Below are 24,151 nucleotides of genomic sequence, written 5' to 3'. Positions count from 1 at the left end.
CCCCCCGCTCCCGGGCTGCGCCTCCCCGCGCCCGCCGGCGGCCTTGCTCAGGCCGCGAGCAGCCGGGCAAAGCGCGCCAGGTGGTCCTGGGTCGAGCCGAAGCGCTTCTCGATCGCGAACAGGCGGCGGAAGCCGTGCGCGATATCGAGCTCTTCGGTCATGCCCATCCCGCCGTGGAGCTGGACCGCCTGCTCGCCGACGAAGCGGCAGGCCTCGCCCACCACCACCTTCGCCGCCGACATCGCCCGCGCCCGCTCCGCCGCCGTCCCTGCGCCCGCGCGCGCGGCGGCGAGGCAAGCCATCGAACGCGCCTGCTCGAGATGGATCCGCATGTCGGCGATGCGGTGCTGCAGGACCTGGAAAGTGGCGATCGGCGCGCCGAACTGGGTGCGCGCGCGGATGTATTCGACGGTCGCATCGAGGCTGCGTTCGAGCACCCCGACCGCCTCCCCGCACACCGCCGCCAGCCCGCTGTCGAGCACCGCGAGCAGAGCTTCGGCGGCATCGCCCTCAGCGCCCCCCTCGCCCTCACTCTCACCATCTCCGAGACGGGCCGACGCCGGCAGGTAGACCTGGTCGAGGAACACGTCCGCCGCCCCGCCGCCATCGACCGTCGGATACGCCGCCAGGCGCAGGCCGGGGGTCTCGCGCCCGAGGGCGAACAGCGCCACCCCGCCGCCGTCGGTGCGCGCCGACACCAGCAGCAGGTCGGCGCGCGCGCCGTGCTCGACCACCGTCTTGTGGCCCTCGAGCAGATAGCCGGCACCGACCCGGGTCGCGCGCGTCGCCAGCGCCAGCGCATCGCCGCGGGTGCCGCGCTCGTCATGGGCGAAGGCGGCGATCAGCGTCCCCGCCGCCATCGGCCGCAGCCAGCGGCGGCGCTGGGCGGGGGTGCCGAGGCGGACGATCGCCTCCGTGGCCAGCACCGCGCTGGCGAGATAGGGCTCGGCGAACAGGCCCTTGCCGAAGGCGGACATCACCAGCAAGGTGTCGACCGCGCCGCCGCCCACGCCGCCGTCTTCCTCCGGCACCCGCAGCGCCAGCAGCCCCAGCTCGGCCAGCGTGCGCCAGAGGCCGGCCTCCCGCGCGCCACGCTCGCCGCCAGCGCTGCCCAGGATCGCGCGCCGGGTGTCGAAGCCGTATTCGCGGGCGATGAAGCGCGCCGCGGTGTCGCGCAGCAGCAGCTGTTCGTCGGTGAAGGAAAAGTCCATCGCCTCGCTCCTTACAGGCCCAGCATGCTGCGGGCGATGAGGTTGCGCTGGATCTCGTTCGAGCCGCCGTAGATCGACAGCTTGCGCATGTTCAGATACTGCGCAGTCGGGGTGCGCGCATGGACCGGCAGCGGGGAGTCGCCGGCGTAGCCGGCCGCCATCGCCTCGCGGTCGTAGGGCAGCGCCTGGAGGCCGAGCGCCTCGGTCATCAGGGCGAAGATCTCCTGCTGGATCTCGCTGCCGCGGATCTTCAGGATCGAAGCTTCCACTCCCGGCGCGCGCTGCTCGGCTTCGGCCGAGAGCACGCGCAGGTTGGTGATCTCGAGCGCCATCAGTTCGATTTCGACGCGCGCGACGCGGGCGGCGAACAGCGGCGCCTCGAGCAGCGGGCGGCCGTCGCAGCTCTCGCTGCGGGCGAGACGCTTCAGCCGCGCCAGCTCGCGGCGGGCGATGCCGATCCCGGCGATGTTGCTGCGCTCGTGGCCGAGGAGGAACTTGGCGTAGGTCCAGCCGCGGTTTTCCTCGCCGACAAGGTTGGCCAGCGGCACGCGGACGCCTTCCAGCCACACTTCGTTGACCTCGTGCGCGCCGTCGAGGGTGCGGATCGGGCGCACGCGGATGCCGGGCGAGCGCATGTCGATGAGCAGGAAGGAGATCCCGCGCTGAGGCTTGGCCGCGGGGTCGGTGCGCACCAGGCAGAACATCCAGTCGGCGTAGTGGGCGAACGTGGTCCAGGTCTTCTGCCCATCGACCACGTAATGCTCGCCGTCGCGCACCGCCCGTGTCCGCAGCGCGGCGAGGTCGGAGCCGGCCCCCGGTTCGGAATAACCCTGGCACCACCACGCCTCGCCCGCCAGGATCGGCGGCAGGAAGCGCTGCTGCTGCGCCGCGCTGCCGAACGCCATCAACACCGGAGCCACCATCTTCAGCCCGAACGGCACCAGCCGCGGCGCGCCGGCTTCGGCGCAGGCCTCGTCGAACAGGTACTGGCGCACCGGACCCCAGCCGGTGCCGCCGAACGCGACCGGCCACGACGGCCCGCCCCAGCCGCGCGCATGGAGCACGCGCTGCCAGGCGAGATAGTCTTCGCGCTCGAGGTAGATGCCGTTCAGCACTTTGTGGCGCACGGCGGCGGGTAGGTGATCGCGCAGGAAGCTGCGCACTTCGTCGCGGAACGCCCGTTCTTCGGCAGTGAAATCCAGGTCCATCGTCATCCTTTCGGCGCCGACGGCGCCTCCCGCCGAAGCAGGCCGGTGCCGTCCGCACGGTTCTGTTCTTTCCCGGCCCGCAAGCCGGCCGGTGTCAGGCGGCCGCCCCCCGCCGCGCGAACCGCCACCACGGCAGCACCCGGCTCATCGACAGCACCGCACCGCTCGACATCGGCGCATAGCCGGGCAGGGCGGCGAGGCGGCGCTGCCAGGCGGGGGTCGCGAGGAGGGCGAGCAGGGCGCGGGTGGCGGGCTGCTCGAGGCTGCTCTTGAGGCAGGCGAGATAGTAGTTCTCCTCGGCCAGGGGGACGAAGCCGAGGCCGCGCGCACGCGCGCTGGCTTCGATGCCGAGGCCGGCATCGGCGTCGCCGCTCGCCACCGCCTGGGCGATCGCGGCATGCGAAGGCTCCTCACGGCCGTAGCCCGGCAGCGCCGCAGGATCGATCCCGGCTTCGGCGAGCAGCTCGTCGACCAGCACCCGGGTGCCGGTGCCCCGCACCCGGTTGATGAAGCGCGCCTCGCGCGCGACCAGATCGGCGAGCGCATGCAGGCCGAGCGGATTGCCCGGCGCCACGATCAGCCCCTGGGTGCGCCGCGCGAAGCCGATCAGCTTGTGCTGGCCGGGGCGCAGCAGCGGCTTGTAGGTGCGCCGCGACAGCGAGTCGGGTGAAGGCGCCAGCCGGGTGTGGAAGCCCGCCATCGTGCACCGCCCTTCGTTGAGCGCGCGGATCGCATCGACGCTGCCGGTGAAGCGGATGTCCAGGTGCAGGCGCTCGCCGCGCGCGTGCTCGCGCAGCGCGGCGAGCGCCTCGTCGTGGCTGGCGTAGAAGGTCAGCACGTGCGCCGAATCGTCGAAGGCCACCGCGAAGGCGCGTTCGAGGTCGGCGCGCAGGGCCTCAATCTGCGGCAACAGCCGTGCCTGAGCCTGGCGCTCGGCCCACAGCAGCTTGGCGCCGAACTCGCTCAAGCGCGCCGCCTGGCCCTTCTCCCACAGGATCAGGGGCTGGCCGAGCTCGCTTTCCCAGCGCTTGAGCTCGCCCCAGACATGGCGGTAGGACAACCCCAGCGTGCGCGCCGCGGCCGAGATCGAACCCTGCTCGCGCACCGCCTGCAGCAGATCGAGCAGGGGATTGCGGATCGGCGCGCTGCCAGCGCTGCCGCCGAGGACGTAATTCAGTCTGACTCTGTGCATGTTTCCGGCTCATCACCGCCCTGCAGCCCTCCGCAGGACTGCGCGCAGGGTACCGCATTCCGGCCGTCATCGACGCCGCGCCGAGCGCGGGCAGCGTCATTGCCGGCCGATCCGTTCGTGCCCGACGACAATCGATCGGGGCCGGAGCGGCGCTCCCGGACGCTTCTCGGGAGGCGTTTTCCTATGCACCGGATTGCATACCGAAAAAGCCAACCGCAAACCAAGCACCGCAAAAATACAGAATGCAGTTCGATGAAAAATAAGCAGTTTTTTTAACTTGATACATAAACGTTGATTTTCGTTTGTTAATTTGTATCATGAAAAAACCGCGCATCAAAAGCGCGCATCGAGTTGCAGAAGACGTTTCAAAAACGGAGTTTGCTATGCATACGAGTTCCTATCCGGTGACGGAGACACATGGCCGCTACGGCGTCGAGCGCTGGAGCGGCGGCGACACGGTGCACGCCGAAGACACCGTCGCCGAGGAGACCCCGGTCGCCCTGGTCTACAACGGTTTCTCGCAGGCGGTGATGCTGGCCACGCCGCAGGACCTGGACGATTTCGCCCTCGGCTTCAGCCTCAGCGAAGGCATCATCGAGCGCCCGGGCGAGCTCTACGACATCGACGTCATCGAGCACGGCAGCGGCTGTGAAATCCGCATGCACCTGGCCGGCGAGCGTTTTGCGCACATGCGCACCCGGCGCCGCGCGCTGGCCGGACGCACCGGCTGCGGCCTGTGCGGCATCGAAAGTCTCGAACAATTGCTGCAGCGCCCGTGCCCGAACCGGAGCAGCGCCGCCACCGCCGTGGCCTCCGGCGCGCTGCTGCGCGCGCAATCCGGATTGCACGCCCTCCAGCCCCTGTTCCACCTCACCGGCGCGGTCCATGGCGCGGCCTGGTGCCGGCTCGACGGCAGCGTCGCGCTGGTGCGCGAGGACGTCGGCCGCCACAACGCGCTCGACAAGCTGATCGGCGCCGTCGCCGCACAGGGCGGCGGTTTCGGCGACGGCTTCGTGCTCATGACCAGCCGCGCCAGCTACGAGATCGTGCAGAAGGCAGCGGCGGTCGGCATTCCGCTGATCGCCGCGCGCTCGGCGCCCACCGGGATGGCGGTGCGCGTGGCTCAGGCCGCCGGCGTGACCCTCGTCGGCTTCGCCCGCGATGCCCGCCACAGCGTTTATTCCCACCCCCAACGGATCCACTGAAACGAGGCCCTGTGATGACCAGCGAAACCCCCCGGACGGTGCGGAACGTTCCCACCTACTGCTACAACTGCGTGGCCGGCCCCGACTTCATGACCGTGAAAGTGGTCGACGGTGTGGCCACCGAGGTCGAGCCCAACTTCGCCGCCGCCGACGTCCATCCGGCGCGCGGACGGGTGTGCGTCAAAGCGCACGGTCTGGTGCAGAAAACCTACAACCCGCACCGCATCCTGCAGCCGATGAAGCGCACCAATCCGAAGAAGGGGCGCAACGAGGATCCGGGCTTCGTGCCGATCTCGTGGGACGAGGCGCTCGGCATCATGGCCGACAAGCTCAACGCGATCCGCGCCAAGGGCCTGATCGACGAGTCCGGCCTGCCGCGGGTCGCGGCCAGCTTCGGCCACGGCGGCACACCGGCGATGTACATGGGCACCCTCCCCGCCTTCCTCGCCGCCTGGGGGCCGATCGACTTCAGCTTCGGCTCCGGCCAGGGAGTCAAGTGCGTGCATTCCGAGCACCTGTACGGCGAGTTCTGGCATCGTGCATTCACCGTCGCCGCCGACACCCCGCTGACCCGCTACGTGATCTCGATCGGCAGCAACGTCGAAGCCTCCGGCGGTCCGTGCGCGGTCACCCGCCACGCCCAGGCGCGGGTGCGCGGCTACAAGCGCGTGCAGGTCGAACCCCACCTCTCGATCACCGGCGCCTGTTCGGCCGAATGGGTGCCGATCCGCCCCAAGACCGACCCCGCCTTCATGTTCGCCCTGATCCATGTGATGGTGTGCGAACACGGACTCGCCCGGCTCGACCTGCCCTTCCTGCGCGATCGCACCTCCTCGCCCTACCTGGTGGGACCGGATGGGCTCTACCTGCGCGACCCGGACAGCGCCAAGCCGCTGGTCTGGGACTGCACCAGCGCGCGCGCCGTGCCCTTCGATACGCCGGGCGCGGTGCCGGCGCTGGAGGGCCGCTTCCGCGTCGCCGCGGCGATCAGCGTCGACGCCGACGACGCGCGCCGCCCCCTCACCGAAGTCGACGGTGTCCCGGCCTTCGTCAAGCTCGTCGAACACATGGGCAAATACAGCCCGGAATGGGCGGCGCAGGTCTGCGACATTCCGGCCGACACGATCCGCCGCATCGCCGGCGAGTTCCTCGACAACGCCGGCATCGGCGGCACCATCGAGATCGACGGCGCGACCCTGCCGCTGCGCCCGGTGGCGGTGACCCTGGGCAAATCGGTCAACAACGGCTGGGGCGCATTCGAGTGCTGCTGGGCACGCACCGTGCTCGCCACCCTGGTGGGGGCGCTCGAAGTTCCCGGTGGCACGCTCGGCACCACCGTGCGCCTGAACCGCCCGCACGACGACCGCCACCTCAGCGTCGTCGCCGGCGAGGACGGCTTCATGGCGCAGAAGTTCAACCCCACCGACAAGGAACACTGGGTCGCCCAGCCCACCGGGCGCAACGCCCACCGCACCCTGGTGCCGATCGTCGGCAACTCGGCCTGGAGCCAGGCCCTGGGGCCGACCCAGCTGGCGTGGATGTTCCAGCGCGAAGTGCCGCAGGACTGGAACCTGCCGACACCGACGATGCCCGAGATGTGGTTCATCTACCGTTCCAATCCGGCGATCTCGTTCTGGGACACCCAGGCCCTGGTCGACACCATCGCCACCTTCCCGTTCACGGTGTCGTTCGCGTACACGATCGACGAGACCAACTTCTTCGCCGACCTGCTGCTGCCCGAGGCCACCGACCTCGAATCGCTGCAGATGATCCGGGTCGGCGGCACCAAGTTCGTCGAGCAGTTCTGGACCGCGCGCGGCGTCGTCCTGCGCCAGCCGGCGGTCGAGCCGCAGGGCGAGACGCGCGACTTCACCTGGATCAGCACCGAACTGGCGCGCCGCACCGGGCTGCTCGAGGCCTACAACAAGGCGCTCAACCGCGGTGCCGGCGGAGTGTCGGCACTGAAAGGCGAAGGCTACGATTTCAGCCTCGACCCGGCGCGCGAACACGGCGTCGACACGATCTGGGACGCCGTCTGCCGCGCCGCCTCGGCCGAGCTTTCCGGCGGACGCGAAACGCTCGACCTGGCCTGGTTCAAGGAGCACGGCTTCTACACCGTGCCGATGTCGCAGAAAGCCTGGTACCTGACCCCGACCCTGGCGGAAAAGGGGCTGCGCTACGAGCTGCCCTACCAGGAACGCCTGCTGCGCATCGGCCGCGAACTCGGCAACCGCCTGCACGAGAATCGGATGCACTGGTGGGACGAACAGCTCTCCGAATACACCGCGCTGCCCGAATGGCACGACGTGCCCGGGCGCTGGGAGAAGGCCCTGGTCGATAGCGGGGCGAAGGCGGAAGACTTCCCGCTGTGGCTGCTGGCGACCAAGAGCATGCAATACCACACCGGCGGCAACGTCAGCATCGCGCTGATGCGCGAAGTCGCGCAGAACGTGCGCGGCCACGCCGGAGTGATCATGAACGCCGACACCGCCAAGCAGTACGGCATCGCCGACGGCGACCGCGTCGAGATCCGCTCGCACATCGGCGCCACCTACGGCAAGGCGGTGCTGGCGAACGGCATCCGCCCCGACACGCTGGTGATCATCGGCCAGTTCGACCACTGGGCCACTCCCTTCGCCAAGGACTTCGGCATGCCCAGCCTGAACACGATCGCACCGATGTCGATGGAACTCACCGACGCCACCGGCTCGGGTGCCGACATCGTCCGCGTCGCCATTCGCCGCATTTCCGGGAGGCAAGCGCAATGAGCCGCTATGTGATGACCATCGACCTGCGCCGCTGCGTCGGCTGCCAGACCTGCACCGCCGCGTGCAAGAACGCCAACGCCACCCCGCCCGGGGTGCAATGGCGGCGCGTGCTCGACCTCGAAACCGGCAAGTTCCCCGACGTGCGGCGCAGCTTCCTGCCGATGGCCTGCATGCATTGCGAGAACCCACCGTGCGAGGAAGTGTGCCCGACCCAGGCCACGCAGAAACGCGGCGACGGCCTGGTCGCCATCGACTACGACGTCTGCATCGGTTGTGCGAACTGCATCATGGCCTGCCCCTACGAGGCGCGCTCGATCGTGCACGAAGCGCGCTTCGCCTACGGTGACCAGCCGATCGCCTCGGAAGCGGTGCGCTTCGACCCGGCACGCATTTCGGTGGCAACCAAATGCACCTTCTGCAAGGACCGCATCGACGAGGCCGCGCGCAGCGGGCGCATTCCGGGCCGCGACCCGGAAGTCACTCCGGCCTGCGTCAACTCCTGCATTTCCGGGGCGATGGCATTCGGTGACCTCGACGACCCCGACAGCGCGGTCAGCCGGCTGCTCGCCGAAACACAGCATTTCCGCATGCACGAGGAGCTCGGCACCGGGCCCAGCGTGTATTACCTCTGGGATCAGGCATGAAACACGTTCAGCAAAGACCCGCCGGCCATCTGGCGCCCCGCCGGCAGCAAAACTGGGACTGGCGCGCCGCGGGCAACTTCGTCTGCGGGGGAGCGGGCGGCGGCCTGCTGTTCGTGGCCGCGCTCGCCCACCTCGCCGGCGCCGAAGTGCGCCATCTGATCGGTGCCGGCCTGCTGCTGGTGGGCACCGGGCTGTTCTGCGTATGGCTCGAAATCGGCCGCCCATGGCGCGCGCTCAACGTCTTCCGTCACCTGCGCACCTCGTGGATGACGCGCGAAGCTTCGGTGGCGCCGCTGCTCTTCATTTCCGGCGCGCTTGCCGTCGCCGGCCTCCATCCGGCGCTGCCGCTGCTCGCCGGGCTGTGCGGGCTGGCCTTTCTCTATAGCCAGGCGCGCATCCTGGCTGCAGACAAAGGCATCCCGGCCTGGCGCCATCCGCGCTGCGCGGCCGTGGTGGTGGCCACCGGTCTCGCCGAAGGCGCCGGCCTGCTCGCCGTCACCGCGCCAGTTCTGCCGCCGCGCCTGCTGCCGGTGGCCGCGCTCGTCCTGATCCTCGCCCTGCTCGCCCGTCTGTGGCTGTGGAAGCGTTATCTCGCCGGCCTCGAGGCCGACGGCGCCCCGCTCGGCAGCCTGCAGGCGCTCACCGCGATCGAGCGCCGTTTCGTGCTGTTCGGCCACCTCGTGCCGGCCGCTTCCGCCATCGCGGCAGCGATCGGCGTACCAGGGGCGACGGCCGCCTGCATCCTCGCCGGACTGATGGCGGTCGGCGGCGGCTGGTTGTTCAAGTACACCCTGGTCCGGCGTGCCGCATTCACCCAGGGAATCGCCCTCAAACACCTGCCGGTACGCGGCCGCGGTACGCCCGGACCGGCAGTCAAACCGGGCTGGAGCGGGCGCTGACAAACGGCCCGCCGCCCCGCTCCGCCCCCGGGCGGGGGCGGAGCGGGGCGTCTCGCTACGGCGCGACGGCGATCCCGGCGACGTCGTCGGCCACGTCGCCAGCCACATCGCCGAGGCCGCCGAAGCGCCGGTAAAAGTCCGGCGAAGGGGGCGGCAGCGGCCCGCTCGGCGTCTCGCACAGCGCCAGCAGGTGCTGCTGGGCGAGACGGTAGGTCAGCCGGTACAGGGACTGGCACAGGTTGCGGGCCAGCGCGCCGCTCCATTTGTTCGGCGTCATCTGCGCCGGCAGCTGCGGATCGTGCAGCAGGACGCGGCGGAACTCGTGCATCAGCAGGGTCTGGACCAGGAAGCATTGTTCGGGATCGAGGCTGCGGGCGGCGCTCAGGGTGCGCAGCACGGGGCGGAAGCGCGCGATGAATTCATCGTAGGTGGCGCCGATCGCCTCCAGATCCCAGCATTCCCGGGCCAGATCCTTGAGCGGCAGGCCGGTCAGCGCGTCGAGGCTGCGGGCGTCGAGCGGCACCACCTTGTCGCGCGTGCCGGTGCCGTCGAGGATTTCCATCAGGGTCGCCGAATCGGACGAGGGCCGGACAAGCACGCCCGGCGCCACCGCGCCGTATCCGGCCCACGACAGTTCGCGGCGCAAGGCATCGCGCAGGCGCACGGACAGGGTCGCGGGCAGGATCACGATCTGCCACCGGCCGTCCCACTCCACGCAGCGCACGTCGTAGATCCGGCGCGAGGCATGGTCGGCGCGGCGCAGACCGGACGGCGTCAGACGGTAATAGCTGCGCCGCCCGACCTGTTCGGACACCAGCCAGTCGTCCTGCACCAGCCGGTACACGCTGGTCCTGACCACGCGCTCGTTCAGCCCCAGCGGCTCGACCAGGCGGATGAAGTCGCTGAGCCAGACGCCGCCCCCGTGCGCGGCGATCAGATCCCCGTAGACGGTGATGATCAGCGAATTGGCGCTGACCCGGCGCTCGCTCAGGTAGTCGTTGATCCAGCGATCGATGACGCGGCTTTTCATCCAGTTGTCCGTTGAGTGGGCACGGCGGGCCGTGCGGGCTGCAAGCGCGGGGAAGGCGGCCCTCGATTCTACGGTTTCAATCGCAGACCACCAAAACCCCCGGCCAACGAGCAGCGCCGCCCCCGGGCACGGCGGCGCCCTATGCACATCCGTTCATATTGATCACTTGCCGGGGGATCCATAGATTCCGGCAATGCACCGCCCCCTTCGGGACCGGGCCTTCGCGCCCGCCGCCGATCCAAGCCATCCACCCCGCCCCCGCGCAGGAGACATCGCATGCAACCCATCCGCTTCATCCGCCACCAGCTGGCGCGCCTCGCCGCCGGCACCGCCCTCACCCTGCTGTCCTGCGCCGCACTGGCGCAGGCCGCCCCCGCCATCGTCGTCGCCTCAACCACTTCGACCGAGCAGTCCGGCCTGTTCGGCCACCTGCTGCCGCGCTTCACCCAGGCCACCGGAATCGAAGTCAAGGTGGTGGCGCTCGGCACCGGCCAGGCGCTCGACATCGGCCGCCGCGGCGATGCCGACGTGGTGTTCGTGCACGACGAGGCGGCGGAGAAGAAGTTCGTCGCCGAAGGCCATGGCGTCGACCACCGCAAGGTGATGTACAACGACTTCGTCCTCGTCGGCCCCGCCGGCGATCCCGCCGCCACCCGCGGCAAGGACATCACCGGCGCGCTGCAAAAGCTCGCCACGGCCAATGCCGCGTTCGTCTCGCGCGGCGACAAGAGCGGCACCCACGCTGCCGAACTGCGCTACTGGAAGGCTGCCGGCGTCGACGACAAAGGCAGCGGCTACAAGGAATGCGGCTGCGGCATGGGCCCGGCGCTGAACATGGCGGCCTCGGCCGGCGCCTACGTGCTCGCCGACCGCGGCACCTGGCTCAGCTTCAAGAACCGCGCCGACCTCGCGGTGCTGGTCGAAGGCGACACCCGTCTCTTCAACCAGTACGGCGTGATGGTGGTGAACCCCGAGCGCCATCCGCACGTCAAGGCCGCCGAAGCGCGCAAGTTCGTGGACTGGGTGGTCTCGGACGAAGGCCAGGCCACGATTGCCAGCTACCAGATCGGCGGCGAGCAGCTGTTCTTCCCCAACGCCGAGCGGTAAAAGGCGTCACCCCCCGCCCACCGGCAGCGCCGTCTTGTCGATCACCCGGCGCAGGACGAAGCTCGAATGCACGCCGGTGACGCCGGGAATGCGGGTGATGCGATTGAGCAGCAGCTCCTGGTAGGCGTCCATGTCGGCGACGACCACCTTGAGCTGGTAGTCGGCGTCCTGGCCGGTGATCAGCAGGCATTCGAGCACTTCGGCAATGGCGCCGACCTCCGCTTCGAAGCGGCTGAAGCGCTCGGGAGTGTGGCGGTCCATCGAGATGTGGATCAGCGCCATCAGCGACAGGCCGAGTTTTTTCGCGTCGAGCAGGGCACGGTAGCCGAGGATGAGGCCGGCCTCCTCCAGCGCGCGCAGGCGGCGCAGGCAGGACGAGGGCGACAGCGCGATGCGGTCGGCGAGGTCCTGGTTGCTGATGCGGCCGTCCTGCTGCAGGACGTCGAGGAGCTGGCGGTCGTAGCGGTCGAGTTGCATGATCGGCGCCATCTGCGAATGAGATCGGCAGATCATTGCACGAAACATGCAATATTCGAAATATCGTTCTCGCAATGGGCGAATTGCAGTGCAACAACGCAATCGTCTGCCGCGGCCTCCGGCGTAGACTTTCCTCCATCGAACCACGCCCCCGAGGACCGCGCCATGATGTTGCCCGACCCCGCCGCCAAGTACCGTCCCTTCCCGACCATCGCCCTCGCCGACCGCCAGTGGCCAGGCAAGCGCATCGAGCGCGCCCCGATCTGGATGAGCACCGACCTGCGCGACGGCAACCAGGCACTGTTCGAGCCGATGAACATCGAGCGCAAGATGCGCATGTTCCGCACCGTGTGCGCGATCGGCTTCAAGGAGATCGAAGTCGGCTTCCCGTCCGCCTCGCAGACCGATTTCGATTTCGTCCGCACGCTGATCGAAGGCGGCCACATTCCCGCCGACGCCGCCATCGAAGTGCTGACGCCGGCACGCCCGGAGCTGATCCGGCGCACGATGGAGTCGGTGCGCGGCGCGCGGCGCGCGATCGTCCACGTCTACAACGCCACCTCGCCGGCCTTTCGCGAAATGGTGTTTGCCATGGAGAAGACCGAAGTGGTCGCGCTCGCGGTCTCGGCGGTGCGCCTGATCAAGGACATCGCCGCGACCATGCCGGAGACCGCGATCACGCTCCAGTACAGCCCGGAGACCTTTTCCGCCACCGAACTCGATTTCGCCCGCGAAGTGTGCGATGCGGTGACGGCCGCTTGGGGCGCGTCGCCGGCCGACAAGGTCATCCTCAACCTGCCGGCGACGGTCGAAGTCGCTACCCCCAACGTCTACGCCGACCAGGTCGAGTGGATGCACCGCCACCTCGCCCGCCGCGACAGCGTGCTGCTCTCGCTCCATCCGCACAACGACCGCGGCACCGGCGTCGCCGCCGCCGAGCTCGGCCTGATGGCCGGTGCCGACCGCATCGAAGGCTGCCTGTTCGGCAACGGCGAGCGCACCGGCAACGTCGACATCGTGACCTTGGCGCTCAACCTGTACACCCAGGGCGTGGCCCCCGGGCTCGATTTCTCCGACATCAACGCCGTCGCGCGCACGGTCGAATACTGCAACCAGTTGCCCATCCACCCGCGCCACCCCTACGTCGGGGATCTCGTGTTCACCGCCTTCTCCGGCTCCCACCAGGACGCGATCAAGAAGGGCTTCGCCGCCCACAAGGCCGGCGAGACATGGAACATCCCCTACCTGCCGATCGACCCCGCCGACCTCGGCCGCAGCTACGACTCGGTGATCCGCGTGAACAGCCAGTCGGGCAAGGGCGGCATCGCCTACCTGCTCGAGACCGAATACGGCATCGTGATGCCGCGGCGGCTGCAGGTGGAGTTTTCGCGCGAAGTGCAGCAGGTCACCGACGCCACCGGCGGCGAGATGTCGGCGGCGGCGATCTGGGCGCTGTTCAGCGCCACCTACCTCGACACCGTGGCGCCGCTGCGCTATGTCGAGCACCACCTCTTCGAGCACGGTGCGGCGCAGGGCATCCGCCTCGTCGTCGAGATCGGCGCCACCCGCCACCTCCTGGTCGGCGAAGGCAACGGCCCGATCGACGCCGCGGTGCACGCGCTGCAAGGCGCCGGCCTCCACGTCACCGTGCGCAGCTACGAGGAGCGCTCGCTCGCCCCCAGCGACGACGCCGGCGAGGCGCGCGCCTGCGCCTTCGTCGAGCTGAGTACCGAAGGCTGCGGTGAACGCTACGGCGTGGGCGTGGACGGCAACATCGTCACCGCCTCGATCCGCGCCCTCGTCAGCGCAGCCAACCGCTTCGGCGCCGGGGCGATCGGGGCGGGCGCGGCGCGGCACACTCTCGCGGCCTGAACCGCACCAGCGCCCGCCGGCTGCATTCCGGCGGGCAGCACGACCGCCGGGCGCCCCACCCAGGCGGGACTCCCCCCGCCCGCCCCATTTCCTGTTCTGGTCCTGTCCAGATCGCCTGGCGGCGCCGCAATAATGCTTATATCATCGACCGATCCTATGTCATCGATATAAGACGATGCTTCTTTCGTGCCCTCTTTCACTCCCGCTCCCACTCCTTTTCCGTTTCGCCCTGGGCCTCTTTCTGGGCGCTTCCAGCGCCGTCTGCGGCGGCACCGAACCCTCCTTTGCCGCACCGCCGGCGATGCACGCCGAGCGTTACCACGACGGCATCGATCCGGCCGACTACTGGGTCAGCGAAAAGCTCGACGGCGTGCGCGCGCACTGGGACGGCGGCCGCCTGCACCTGCGCAGCGGACAGCCGATCAGCGCCCCCGCCTGGTTCGTCGCCGCACTGCCGGCGGTGACGCTGGACGGAGAGCTGTGGCTGGGACGGCGCAGTTTCGACCGCCTCTCCGGCCTGATCCGGCGCAACGCGCCCGACGATCCGGGATGGCGCGAGGTGCGCTACATGGTGTTCGATATTCCCGGCGCGGAGGGCGATTTCAGCACCCGCGTGCACCAGCTGCGCGCACTCGCCGAGCGCGCTGCCGTGCCCTGGCTGGAGGCCGTGCCGCAGACCCGGGTCACCGACCTGCGCGCCCTGCAGCGCCGCTTCGAGGAAGTCGTGCGCGGCGGCGGCGAAGGCCTGATGCTGCACCGCGCCAGCGCGCGCTGGACACCGGGACGCAGCAGCGCGCTGCTCAAGCTCACCCCCTGGCACGACGCCGAAGCGCGCGTCCTCGCCCACCTGCCGGGCAAAGGCCGGCTGCAGGGGCTGACCGGCTCCCTGCTGGTGGAAACCCCCGACGGCCGCCGCTTCCGCCTCGGCAGCGGACTCAGCGACGCGCTGCGGCGCACTCCGCCGCCTCCCGGCACCCTGGTCACCTACCGCTACCGCGAACTCACTCCCGCCGGCCTGCCGCGCTTCCCGCGCTACCTGCGCGTGCGCGACCTGCCCTGAACGCCGCCTCCGCCCCGCGCTGCACCCGGCCCGGGGCCTCTTCCCGGCACCACTTCCCGGCACCACTTCCCGACCCCAGTTCCGGACCCCGCTTCCCGACGCTTCTTTTCGACACCGCTTCCCGGCCGCGCGGACGCGGCGCACATGGCAACCGCGGCCTCGGCTTCCTACACTGCGAAGACCCCCTTCTTCACCGCCGCCACCGGCGGCACCGGAGGACGCATGCGGGAAACCCACGAGGTGTTCAACCAGGTTCCGCCCCTGGTCGACTACAACCTGTTCGCCTGCGATCTGGCGTTGCAGGACGCCCTCGCCCGCGAAGGCGGCGCTGCCTGGGCCGCCGCCCTTGACGCCCTCGGCGCACAGCTGGGCAGCGCCGAGAGCCTCACCCTCGGCGACCAGGCCAACCGCCATCCACCGCGGCTCGCCACCCACGACGCCCACGGCCGGCGGGTGGACCGGGTCGATTTCGACCCCGCCTGGCACCGCCTCACCGCGCTCCTCTACGCATCGGGCGTGCACAGCGCAGCCTGGCTCGACCCCCGGCCCGGCGCCCACGTCGCCCGCGCCGCCGCCTTCTACCTCCACGGCCAGGTCGAGGCCGGCAGCCTGTGCCCGGTAACGATGACCTTCGCCGCGCTGCCGCTGCTGCGCGCCGAACCGGCGCTGTGGCGCGCGCTCGCCGAGCGCTTCGCCGCACGCGATTACGACGCCCGCGACCTGCCGCTGGCGGCCAAGCGCACCCTCACCGTGGGCATGGGGCTGACCGAAAAGCAGGGCGGCTCCGACCTGCGCGCGACCACCACGCGCGCGCACGCGATCGGCGCCGGCGGACGCGGCGCCGAGTACGCCCTCCTCGGCCACAAGTGGTTCTATTCCGCCGCCGCGGGCGACGCCCACCTCGTCCTCGCGCGCAGCGCCGACGACGCCCTGTCGTGCTTCTTCGTGCCGCGCTGGCGGCCCGACGGCACCCGCAACGCGATCCGCATCGAACGCCTGAAGGACAAGCTCGGCAACCGCGCCAACGCCTCCGGCGAAGTCGAGTTCGACGACGCCTTCGGCATCCTGGTGGGCGAACCCGGGCGCGGCCTTCCCGCCCTCCTCGCGATGGCGGCCCACACCCGGCTCGACTGCGTGCTCGGCAGCGCCGCGCTGATGCGCCGCGCGCTCGCTCACCGAAGCGCTGCACCACGCCCGCCACCGCCGCGCCTTCGGCCGCCCGCTGATCGAGCATGCGCTGATGCGCAACGTCCTCGCCGATCTCACCCTCGAGAGCGAGGCCGCGCTCGCCCTCGCCCTCCACCTCGCCGCCGCGGTCGGTGCCGGCGGGGAGGTGGAGGGCGAGGTGGAGGGCGAGGTGGAGGACGAAGGTGAGCCGGGCGAGGGCGCAGCGGCCGCCGCCACCGCCGGGGGAAGCGCCGACGGCGACGCCACCGCCGCCCTCGCCCGCGCCCGGCGCCGCATCCTGACTCCAGCGGCGAAGTTCTGGGTATGCAAGCGCGCGATCGCGTTCACCGCCGAATGCATGGAAATCTGCGGCGGCAACGGCTACATCGAGGACGGCCCGATGCCCCGCCTACTGCGCGAGGCTCCGGTCAACTCGATCTGGGAAGGGGCGGGCAACGTGATGTGCCTCGACGTGCTGCGCGCCCTCGGCCGCGAACCGGAGGCCGCCGTCCGCCTGATCGACGACCTCGCCGACGGCTGCGCTGGCGAACCCCGTCTCGTCCGCACCCTGCACGCCCTCCTCCCCGCCTTGCGCACGGCGGCCGCCCACCAATGGCAGGCCCGCGCCCTCGCCGCCGGCCTCGTGCTGCTGGCCCAGGCCGCGCTGCTGCGCCGCCACGCCCCGGCGACGGTGGCCGACAGCTTCATCGCCAGCCGCTTCGCCGGTGCCGCCGGCAGCACGGGCGATCCGCTCTTCGGCCTGCTCGCCGACCCGGCGGCGGCGCCGATCCTGCTGGCGCGGGCCTGGCAGGCCGGATAGCCCGGCAACGCGATGCGCCGGCGAGCGCAGGCGCGATGTCACCCCCGGCCCCGCCGACGGCCGCCGATACAATGGCGGCCTCATCCATCGATCCGGGGCCCCGATGAAACTCAACGTTGAAGACTACCGGCGCGCCGCGCGCGCGGTCCTGCCGCGCTTCGTGTTCGATTACGTCGACGGCGCCGCCGAGCGCGGCGACTGCCTGCAGCGCAACCGCGACGGGCTCGACCGTCTGACGATACTGCCGCGCGTGCTGCGCGACACCACCCGGCTCGACACCCGCATCGAAGTGTTCGGCGAAACCTGGCGGCGGCCGTTCGCGATCGCGCCGATGGGCTTCAACGGCCTCACCCGGCCGCAAGGCGACGTCCTGCTGGCACGCGCCGCCGCCGCCGCGGGCGTCCCGTTCGTGCTGTCGACGGCTTCGAATGCGCGTATCGAGGCCGTCGTCCAGCCCTCGTCCGCGCTCAACTGGTTCCAGCTCTACGTCATGCGCGAACGCAGCATCGCCGAGCAGATGGTGCGCCGGGCCCGCCGCGCCGGCTACCGCGCGCTGGTGCTCACCGTCGATGTGCCGGTCAGCGGCTATCGCGAGCGCGACGTGCGCAACGGCTTCAAGATGCCGTTCCGCCCCTCGCCCGCAACCCTCGTCAACCTGGCGATGCGGCCGCGCTGGCTGCTGCGCTTCATCGCCCACGGCATGCCCAGTTTCGTCAACCTCGCCGAAGAGGAAGGCAGCGACACCCTGAAGCTGCAGGCCGCCCTCCTCAGCCGCGAAATGGACCGCAGCCTGAGCTGGGAAAGCGTCGACTGGCTGCGCCGGCTGTGGGACGGGCCGCTGCTGCTCAAAGGCGTACTCCACCCCGACGATGCGCGCCAGGCGCGCGCCCACGGCGTCGACGGGCTGATCGTCTCCAACCACGGCGGCCGCCAGCTCGACGGCGCGATCGCCACCATCGGCGCGCTGGAAGCGGTGCTCGACGCGGTCGAAGGCCGCCTGCCGGTGTTCGTCGACAGCGGTTTTCGCAGCGGCCTCGACGTCGCCAAGGCGCTCGCCCTCGGCGCCCGCGGCGTGTTTCTCGGCCGCCCGCTGCTCTACGGGCTGGCGGTCGATGGCGAAGCGGGCGCCGCCGCGGTGCTCGAGCTGATCGCCGGCGAGCTCGAACGCACGATGATCCTCGCCGGCGCACGGCACATCGCCGAGCTCGAGCGCGGCCTGTTGCGCGCCGCCTGACCCGGCGGAACGCGGCCCCGCAGCGCACGCGGGGAGCGCAGACTGGCGCCGCACGCGTGCCGGAAAGGGTGGTGATGGGACGGAAACATGCACCGCCTTTGATCCGGATCATGGCGGGCGGGCGGAAGATCTGGTTGTGCACGCAACTTTTCATCCTTATAGTTGCACGCGCAACCAAAACAAGATTGCCCGCCCCCGCCCCCAAGGAGAGCCCACGATGCATACCCCGACCACCGAACCGCGCCCCTCGATCTACTACGACTACCGGGTGCACGCGCCCTGGCTGCCGTCCGCGCATCCGCCCCAGCCGCGCCACAAAGTGCTCATCGTCGGCGCCGGCCCGGCGGGCATGGTCACCGCCCTCGAACTCGCCCGCTACGGCGTCCCCAGCGTGGTGGCGAACGCCGAACTGCAGGTCTCGCAAGGCAGCCGCGCAATCGTGTTCACGCGGCGCTCGATGGAAATCCTGCAGCAGGTGGGCGTCGCCGCGCACATGACCGAAAACGGACTGCCGTGGCGCTTCGGCAACTCCTATTACCGCGGCCAGCGCGTGTTCCGCATGGAAGCGCCGCACGACCCCGACGACCGCTTCTTGCCGATGCTCAACCTCCAGCAGCAGTACCTCGAGGAATACCTTCTCGAAGCCTGCTCCGCCAGCCCGCTGATCGAGGTGCGCTGGGGCAACAAGGTCACCCGCGTCGACCAGATGGAAGGCTACGCCCGGGTCGAGATCGACACCCCGGCCGGGCCCTACACCCTCGACACCGACTGGGTGGTCGCCGCCGACGGTGGCCGCTCCGGCCTGCGCACCGCGCTCGGCCTGCAGATGGAAGGCGCCTCCTACGAAGGCTTCTTCGTCATCGCCGACATCCGCATCGACCTGCCGCTGCCGACCGAGCGCCTGGCTTTCTTCGACCCCGCGTGGAACCCGGGCAACACCATCCTGATGCATCGCGAGCCGCACGGCATCTGGCGCGTCGACTACCAGCTGCCGCCCGGCGAAACGCCCGAGGAGGCGCTCCGCCCCGAATCGCTGAAAGCACGCATCGACGCCCAGCTGGCAATGATCGGCCATGCCGGCGCCGAATGGGAACTGGATTGGAGCTCGGTGTACTCCGCACGCGCGCTGACCCTGCCCGACTACGTCCATGGCAGCGTCATCTTCACCGGCGACGCCGCCCATCTGCTGCCGATCTTCGGCGTGCGCGGCGCCAACACCGCCTTCCAGGACGCGCAATCGCTGGGCTGGCAGCTCGCCTTCGTGATCCAGGGCCTGGCCGGCATGAAGCTGCTCGCCAACTACAGCGCCGAGCGCGTCGGCGCCGCCCGCGAGATCATCGACGAGGCCGGCAAGAGCACGCGCTTCATGACGCCGCCGTCGCGCGGCTTCCGCCTGCTGCGCGATGCGGTGCTGTCGCTGTCGCTGAGCGAAGCCTTCGTCCGCCCGCTGTACCACTGGCGCACCTCGCGTCCGCACGAGTACAGCCGTTCGATGCTCAACAGCGCCGGCGACGACAACGCGCTGTTTACCGCCGGCCCCGCCCACGGCGCGCCGCCGCAGAACATCCGCCTGGCGGCCGACGACTTCCTCCTCGACCACCTCGGCGGCGGCTTCGACCTGCTCTATTTCACCGCGGCAAAGGCCATTCCCGCGCCGCTGCAGGACGTGGTCGCGGCCACCCGCGCGCGCGGCGTGGCGCTGAAGGTGATCGCCGTCGGCGCACCCGCGCCCATCGCCGGCGCCGACCTGACCCTCGCCGACGCCGACGGCCACTTCCGCCGCCGCTACGGCATCCGCGCCGGCGGCGGCGCCTATCTGCTGCGCCCCGACCAGCACGTCTGCGCACGCTGGCTGACGCTCGACGCCACCCGCCTGCACGCCGCCCTCGCCACCGCCCTGCCGCAGTAAGGAGAACCCGCCATGACCCCCACCAAGACGCTGGACATCGCCGGGCTGGAAACCGTGTACGACGCCCTCGCCACCGCCATCGACCAGGCCGGGCAGGACCAGGCCGAGCTCTTCCTGGTCAAGCTCGCCCTCCTCAACGCAAATGCGCTGGGCGACGCCGGCCTCTTCCAGCAGCACCTGCAGGCCGCGTTGAACGACCTCTGACACCTCGTCCGCCCGGACCGGGAGCGCTCCGGAACCCCGGGCGCACCCGGATCGCGCGCCGAACCCCGATAACATCCCTGCTTTCCTGCACGCTTTTGCCCCCATGCCCCACTCCGACCGCCCGCGGCAAGCCCCGGTGGCGCCGCTCGAGCGCACCTTCACCTACCGCTTCAACCTCCTGCGCAAGGACATCGAGCGCGCCAGCGCGCCTGGCTACGCGGAGGCGGTCGGAGTGTCGTTGAGCGACGGGCGCAGCCTTGCCGCCATCGGCAGCTTCGCCCCGCTGTCGATCAAGGAGCTGGCGAGCCGCTCCCATCTCAACAAGAGCCAGGCCAGCCGCGCCGCCCAGGCCCTGGTCGACCAGGGCCTGGTGCGCAAAGACGACAGCACCGAGGACGGGCGGGGCGTGGTGCTCACCCTCACCGCTGCCGGGCAGCAGGTCTGGGCGCGGACGATGGAGTACGTCCACCGCCGCAACGAGCAGATCCTCGCCTGCCTCGACGACGAGGAGCGGGCGACGCTGAGCGCCCTCCTCGATCGCCTCATCGAACACAACCAGCGCGCCAGCGACGCCGACCCCGGGCGCTGAGGCCGGCGCCGGCGCGCTCAGCGCCCGCGCACCGCCACAGCAGCGCCCGCATCCGCCGGCCGTCCCGCATCTCCCCTGCGGTAATCGCAGACTCCTTCGGGGAAAATCTCCTTCAGGCGAGCGGCATGAGGACGCATGTCCACCGGGTGGTACACCCCGGCCGCGATCGCCGCCTCCACCGCCTGCAGATGGCACTTGAACAGATCGCCGGCGAGCGGCCCTCCGGCCGCGCTGCGCGAAGTGCCGAAGCTGCGCATCGCCCGCGTGCACGCTCCCGGCGCGGCGCCGTTCCAGTCCCCGTCCCAGACCCCTGTGCCGCGAGCGATGATCCGCCCGCGGGCATCGAAACACGCATCGTCGGCGCTCGCCGGACGGTTGCCGGCGACCCCGCGCCGCGGCTGCGCGCGCACCGCCCCGACCCATTCGTCCATCACCCGCAGGGCTTCCAGGGTGGGATCGAAACCCGCTTCGGCAACCCAGATCCGCTGCCGCGCGCTGTCTCCCAGTGCACGCTCGATCCGCAGCCGGGTGGCGAACGCGGCGCTGAGGTGGTGCATGTTGAGCTGCGCTTCGAGGTCGTGGCGGACATCGATCACCGGAATGTCCAGATACCCCATGAACACCTGCCCGCTGCGATACGCCGCGGCGATGGCCTCGGTGTCGCCGCGGCTGCGCGGAGCGGGGCCGCGGCCCGCGCCCCGCTCCATGTTGTGCTCGCCCCACATCGACAGCCATACCGGCAGCGCGCCGTCGAACAGCCGCCACAGCCGTTCCGGCGCCATCTGCGCGGCGGGCTTCCAGCCGCCGATGCGCGCATTCAGGTCGAGAAAGGCCGCCGCCGAAATGGCCCCGCTGCGCAAGGCCTGCAGCCCGTACTGGACGCCGACGTTATCCCAGGTGCGGCGCGCGTGGCCGCTGGCATCGCGTCCGTAGATCGACACCAGATCGTCCCAGTAGGTCCAGTGCACCGCCGCCACCACCTCGTCGGCATAGTGGCGGGCGAGCGGGGTGAAGCGCGGGTTGAGCACCAGCGGCGTCAGCCCGCGCCAGCCCTGGACGCACTCGCTCGCCCCCGTCGGCAGCCGCGGCCAACGCCCCTGGAGCAGGAAGTTGGGCGGATAGAGCGCGGCATAGCGGTTGGCGGCGCCGTCGAGCGCGTTGAGCCCGCCGACCTCGCGCCGGCGACCATGATCACGCCAGTACGACGGATCGGCAGCGGAAACGTCAAAGTAGTATTCGAGCAGCTCGCAGTCGAGCACATGGATCGTCTGCGTGACCATGTCCGGGTAGGCGTACTGCGCGATCGCACCATCGATCAGGCCGGGCAGGTTCTGGGCGAACAGGTATTGCTGCAGCCCGCCGCCCGAGCCGCCGAGGCCGATCGTGTGCAGCGGCGCGCCGTAGCGGGCGGCGAACTGGCGCTTCACCCGCAGCGCGGTATCCCCGGCGAGGCCGATGTTGTAGTGGTTGCTGGTGTGATTGCCGGTCGAAGTCGCCAGCGCGTACCCCTGGGCGAGAATCTCCAGGTTGCGGTCGAGCACCTTGCTCAACGACAGCCGCCCCTGCCGCCGGCCGATGCCCACACCACCGCCAAACAGATAGACCAGGCGCCGGTTCCAGTAGCGCCCGTCCGGCGCCGCGGGATCTTCGCCGGGGTCGGCGAGGACCGCAATGGCGTAGAGGAAGCGGTTCAGCGTGCCACGCTCGACGCGGACGATGAAGGGCACACGGCGGGCGCCGTGCGCGATCACCTCGACGTCGCTCGCCGCCGGCGTCCAGGGCAGGAAGCGCGCCGCGCCGGTGGGCTTGTAGTAGTAATCGACCCGGGTCGCAATCCCGCAGTCGCGGCTGAAGCCGAGGAGGCGATCAGTGCGTTCGCCGTCCGCGCGCTCGGCATACACCGCAACGCCGTGGCCACGCCGATTGTCGACCCGCGGCTGGCCCAGCCCCGAGCGCGCGCTCTCGCACAGGAACGGATACTGCAGCGGGGGCGCGCCCGCTACGCGCGCCGAGCCGACGCTGCCGAGCGCGATCGGGTAGCGCTCGGGGATGGACACCGTGTCGAACTCACCCGCCGTCTCATCAGCGATCGCAATCACCTGGGTGGGCGCCTTTTGATCGCGCAGGCCGAACGCGAGCGCGCCGGCGAGCACGCCGAGCAACGATACCGACAGCAACAGACGGAGGGCGGGAAAGCGGCGGGACGACGGCTCCACGATGAACACCCCCAGGGTCGATCGTTGTTGTCCATCCTGACGCACAGTGAGACACGGGCGCCGGCGCTGCGTTCGCCGGCAACCCGGCGCTCAGCCCGCATGCAGCCGGAGCAATCATCGTTGGCGATGCTTCGCGGCTTTCTCGCCCCAGGTCAATCGCTCGCTCGCCACTTCAAATGAAACCTACCCATCCTTTTCCCCTGGAATGCTGTGAACTGATTCATGCATGAATCATCAGAGTAATTCATGAAGTTGTGAACGGGGTCCTGGCCGGGTCTGAGTGGACAACTGTCATTTCCAATCGGGCAGCCGCTTGCTGGCTTTCGTTCAGCGGGTGTGTCCTTGATGAAATCATTATTGCTGCAGCCTCCCTGGAAAGTATGGAGAAGACCAAGCCAGTGCCCAACCTCATGAATGGCAGTATCGCCTTCGTTATAAGGAGCCGCGGAACCGCCCGGTACCGATGAAAAAAGAATTACCACGCCATCATTCGGCGGATCCTTTTCGTACTCCCAGGGAAACGTCGCCCACCCCAACAGGCCGTTACCCAGATCGGCGCTGTAGATGTTCAAGGACTCCGGGCCACCTTGACGGAGCGCCTGTTTGGCTTGCTGCTCGGCAACCGAACCATAGGACATGGTGAACCACTTTGCATTCTCGGTTCGATCGACACCTGCCAGCGTAAAGCGGAATGAAGTATCCGATCCTCCAGTGAATCCACCGTAACTCTCATTGAGGACAGCTATTTGCTCCTCGATCTGCTCCAGCGCGATGTTCCCCTGTTCAGGGGCAGGACCGCTACTGATCACATGAAAGTAAACAGGGATTTCGACTGAACCTGACCCTCGATATCCACTCCCGTAACGCAGATCGAGCTTGCCAAGCCCCTCTTCGACCTGGGCCATTTCTTCTTTGTCGGGCACCCGGGTCCCACAACGGGCTCCACTTTCGATGAAAGCCTGCCGACTTACCCATGAGCGATCGCCAATCGAGAATTGCCCATCACGGGCATGCAGCGCACCCACGCAGGAAAAGCTTAAAACGATTCCAGCAATAAATTTGAACAATTTACTTTTAAACATGGACCGATTATTTAAGCATTTTTAATACTTTTTACTTCAATGGTTTACCTTGGCAAGGCTGAGATTTATGGCCCGAACCCGACCGACCTGAAAATCTTTGCCAAGAGCGAACGGAAAGCCCACCAGTACGGCATTGCCGATACGTCACACCTGACGCGAGGATTTTCCTCGCGGCCGATAAAGTCAGGAACGCGATGTCCCGCCTTGAGCAGCCGGACGACCGGGCGCCCGGATGTTCCCACTCGCGGAAAGCAGCG

At 69.6% G+C, this 24,151-nt stretch carries 19 protein-coding genes and 1 pseudogene; 13 read left to right on the top strand and 7 right to left on the bottom strand.

Annotated features, from left to right (window positions below):
* Nucleotides 1–47: 47 nt before the first annotated feature.
* The 3 genes from Tharo_RS00505 to Tharo_RS00495 form a co-directional block, all read right to left on the bottom strand.
* A complete protein-coding gene (locus tag Tharo_RS00505) occupies nt 48–1,211 on the bottom strand; it encodes an acyl-CoA dehydrogenase family protein (protein WP_107219525.1) in 1,164 nt (387 codons plus the stop codon).
* An 11-nt stretch (nt 1,212–1,222) separates the two neighbouring features.
* Nucleotides 1,223–2,425 carry an acyl-CoA dehydrogenase family protein gene (locus Tharo_RS00500; RefSeq protein WP_245880961.1) on the bottom strand — a complete coding sequence of 401 codons (1,203 nt, stop codon included), beginning with the start codon at nt 2,423–2,425 and terminating at the stop codon, nt 1,223–1,225.
* An 88-nt stretch (nt 2,426–2,513) separates the two neighbouring features.
* Nucleotides 2,514–3,611 carry a substrate-binding domain-containing protein gene (locus Tharo_RS00495; protein WP_107219523.1) on the bottom strand — a complete coding sequence of 366 codons (1,098 nt, stop codon included), beginning with the start codon at nt 3,609–3,611 and terminating at the stop codon, nt 2,514–2,516.
* 383 nt (nt 3,612–3,994) lie between these two features.
* Here Tharo_RS00495 and fdhD point away from each other — a divergent pair, with 383 nt between their 5' ends.
* The 4 genes from fdhD to Tharo_RS00475 are packed head-to-tail and all read left to right on the top strand — an operon-like array spanning nt 3,995 to nt 9,127.
* Nucleotides 3,995–4,816, top strand: coding sequence for a formate dehydrogenase accessory sulfurtransferase FdhD (gene fdhD, locus Tharo_RS00490; RefSeq protein ID WP_107219522.1), 822 nt, complete (start codon nt 3,995–3,997; stop codon nt 4,814–4,816).
* 14 nt (nt 4,817–4,830) lie between these two features.
* A complete protein-coding gene (locus Tharo_RS00485; protein ID WP_107219521.1) occupies nt 4,831–7,584 on the top strand; it encodes a molybdopterin-dependent oxidoreductase in 2,754 nt (917 codons plus the stop codon).
* Nucleotides 7,581–8,228, top strand: a complete 648-nt coding sequence (locus Tharo_RS00480) for a 4Fe-4S dicluster domain-containing protein (protein WP_107219520.1) — start codon at nt 7,581–7,583, stop codon at nt 8,226–8,228. Before Tharo_RS00485 ends, Tharo_RS00480 begins: the two co-directional genes overlap by 4 nt.
* The gene (locus tag Tharo_RS00475) at nt 8,225–9,127 is read left to right on the top strand and encodes a DmsC/YnfH family molybdoenzyme membrane anchor subunit (protein ID WP_107219519.1); all 903 of its coding nucleotides are present in this window, start codon (nt 8,225–8,227) and stop codon (nt 9,125–9,127) included. Before Tharo_RS00480 ends, Tharo_RS00475 begins: the two co-directional genes overlap by 4 nt.
* Before the next feature lie 55 nt (nt 9,128–9,182).
* Here Tharo_RS00475 and paaX read toward each other — a convergent pair whose 3' ends face one another.
* On the bottom strand, nt 9,183–10,157 hold the full coding sequence (paaX, locus tag Tharo_RS00470; protein ID WP_107219518.1) for a phenylacetic acid degradation operon negative regulatory protein PaaX: 975 nt from the start codon (nt 10,155–10,157) through the stop codon (nt 9,183–9,185).
* Between the two features lie 276 nt (nt 10,158–10,433).
* Here paaX and Tharo_RS00465 point away from each other — a divergent pair, with 276 nt between their 5' ends.
* Nucleotides 10,434–11,264, top strand: coding sequence for an ABC transporter substrate-binding protein (locus Tharo_RS00465; protein WP_107219517.1), 831 nt, complete (start codon nt 10,434–10,436; stop codon nt 11,262–11,264).
* A 6-nt stretch (nt 11,265–11,270) separates the two neighbouring features.
* Here Tharo_RS00465 and Tharo_RS00460 read toward each other — a convergent pair whose 3' ends face one another.
* Nucleotides 11,271–11,741: an Lrp/AsnC family transcriptional regulator gene (locus Tharo_RS00460; RefSeq protein WP_211309672.1), complete on the bottom strand. Its 471-nt coding sequence runs from the start codon at nt 11,739–11,741 to the stop codon at nt 11,271–11,273.
* A 165-nt stretch (nt 11,742–11,906) separates the two neighbouring features.
* Between Tharo_RS00460 and leuA the strand changes: the two genes are divergently transcribed.
* From leuA to Tharo_RS00425, 8 genes and pseudogenes are all read left to right on the top strand, one after another.
* Complete coding sequence (leuA, locus tag Tharo_RS00455) at nt 11,907–13,613, top strand: 2-isopropylmalate synthase (RefSeq protein ID WP_107219515.1); 1,707 nt, start codon at nt 11,907–11,909, stop codon at nt 13,611–13,613.
* A gap of 175 nt (nt 13,614–13,788) precedes the next feature.
* Complete coding sequence (locus Tharo_RS00450) at nt 13,789–14,673, top strand: DNA ligase (RefSeq protein ID WP_107219514.1); 885 nt, start codon at nt 13,789–13,791, stop codon at nt 14,671–14,673.
* A 144-nt stretch (nt 14,674–14,817) separates the two neighbouring features.
* Nucleotides 14,818–15,666 (top strand): annotated as a pseudogene (locus tag Tharo_RS17805) (acyl-CoA dehydrogenase family protein); the annotation flags it as partial.
* A gap of 190 nt (nt 15,667–15,856) precedes the next feature.
* Nucleotides 15,857–16,660 carry an acyl-CoA dehydrogenase family protein gene (locus tag Tharo_RS17800; RefSeq protein WP_245881074.1) on the top strand — a complete coding sequence of 268 codons (804 nt, stop codon included), beginning with the start codon at nt 15,857–15,859 and terminating at the stop codon, nt 16,658–16,660.
* A gap of 103 nt (nt 16,661–16,763) precedes the next feature.
* Complete coding sequence (locus Tharo_RS00440; protein ID WP_107219513.1) at nt 16,764–17,894, top strand: alpha-hydroxy acid oxidase; 1,131 nt, start codon at nt 16,764–16,766, stop codon at nt 17,892–17,894.
* 217 nt (nt 17,895–18,111) lie between these two features.
* Nucleotides 18,112–19,803 carry an FAD-dependent monooxygenase gene (locus Tharo_RS00435; RefSeq protein WP_107219512.1) on the top strand — a complete coding sequence of 564 codons (1,692 nt, stop codon included), beginning with the start codon at nt 18,112–18,114 and terminating at the stop codon, nt 19,801–19,803.
* Nucleotides 19,804–19,815: 12 nt separating this feature from the next.
* On the top strand, nt 19,816–20,007 hold the full coding sequence (locus tag Tharo_RS00430; RefSeq protein ID WP_107219511.1) for a DUF2783 domain-containing protein: 192 nt from the start codon (nt 19,816–19,818) through the stop codon (nt 20,005–20,007).
* A 103-nt stretch (nt 20,008–20,110) separates the two neighbouring features.
* Nucleotides 20,111–20,596 carry a MarR family winged helix-turn-helix transcriptional regulator gene (locus tag Tharo_RS00425; protein WP_107219510.1) on the top strand — a complete coding sequence of 162 codons (486 nt, stop codon included), beginning with the start codon at nt 20,111–20,113 and terminating at the stop codon, nt 20,594–20,596.
* Between the two features lie 17 nt (nt 20,597–20,613).
* Here Tharo_RS00425 and Tharo_RS00420 read toward each other — a convergent pair whose 3' ends face one another.
* Nucleotides 20,614–22,812: a DUF6351 family protein gene (locus Tharo_RS00420; protein WP_159051635.1), complete on the bottom strand. Its 2,199-nt coding sequence runs from the start codon at nt 22,810–22,812 to the stop codon at nt 20,614–20,616.
* A gap of 152 nt (nt 22,813–22,964) precedes the next feature.
* The gene (locus Tharo_RS00415; protein WP_107219508.1) at nt 22,965–23,894 is read right to left on the bottom strand and encodes a zinc metalloprotease; all 930 of its coding nucleotides are present in this window, start codon (nt 23,892–23,894) and stop codon (nt 22,965–22,967) included.
* Between the last annotated feature and the right edge of the window lie 257 nt (nt 23,895–24,151).

It is taken from the genome of Thauera aromatica K172, assembly GCF_003030465.1.
Taxonomy (GTDB): Bacteria; Pseudomonadota; Gammaproteobacteria; order Burkholderiales; family Rhodocyclaceae; genus Thauera; species Thauera aromatica.
Note: the sequence above shows the minus strand (reverse complement) of the source record. Positions and strands in the feature narration are given on the sequence as shown.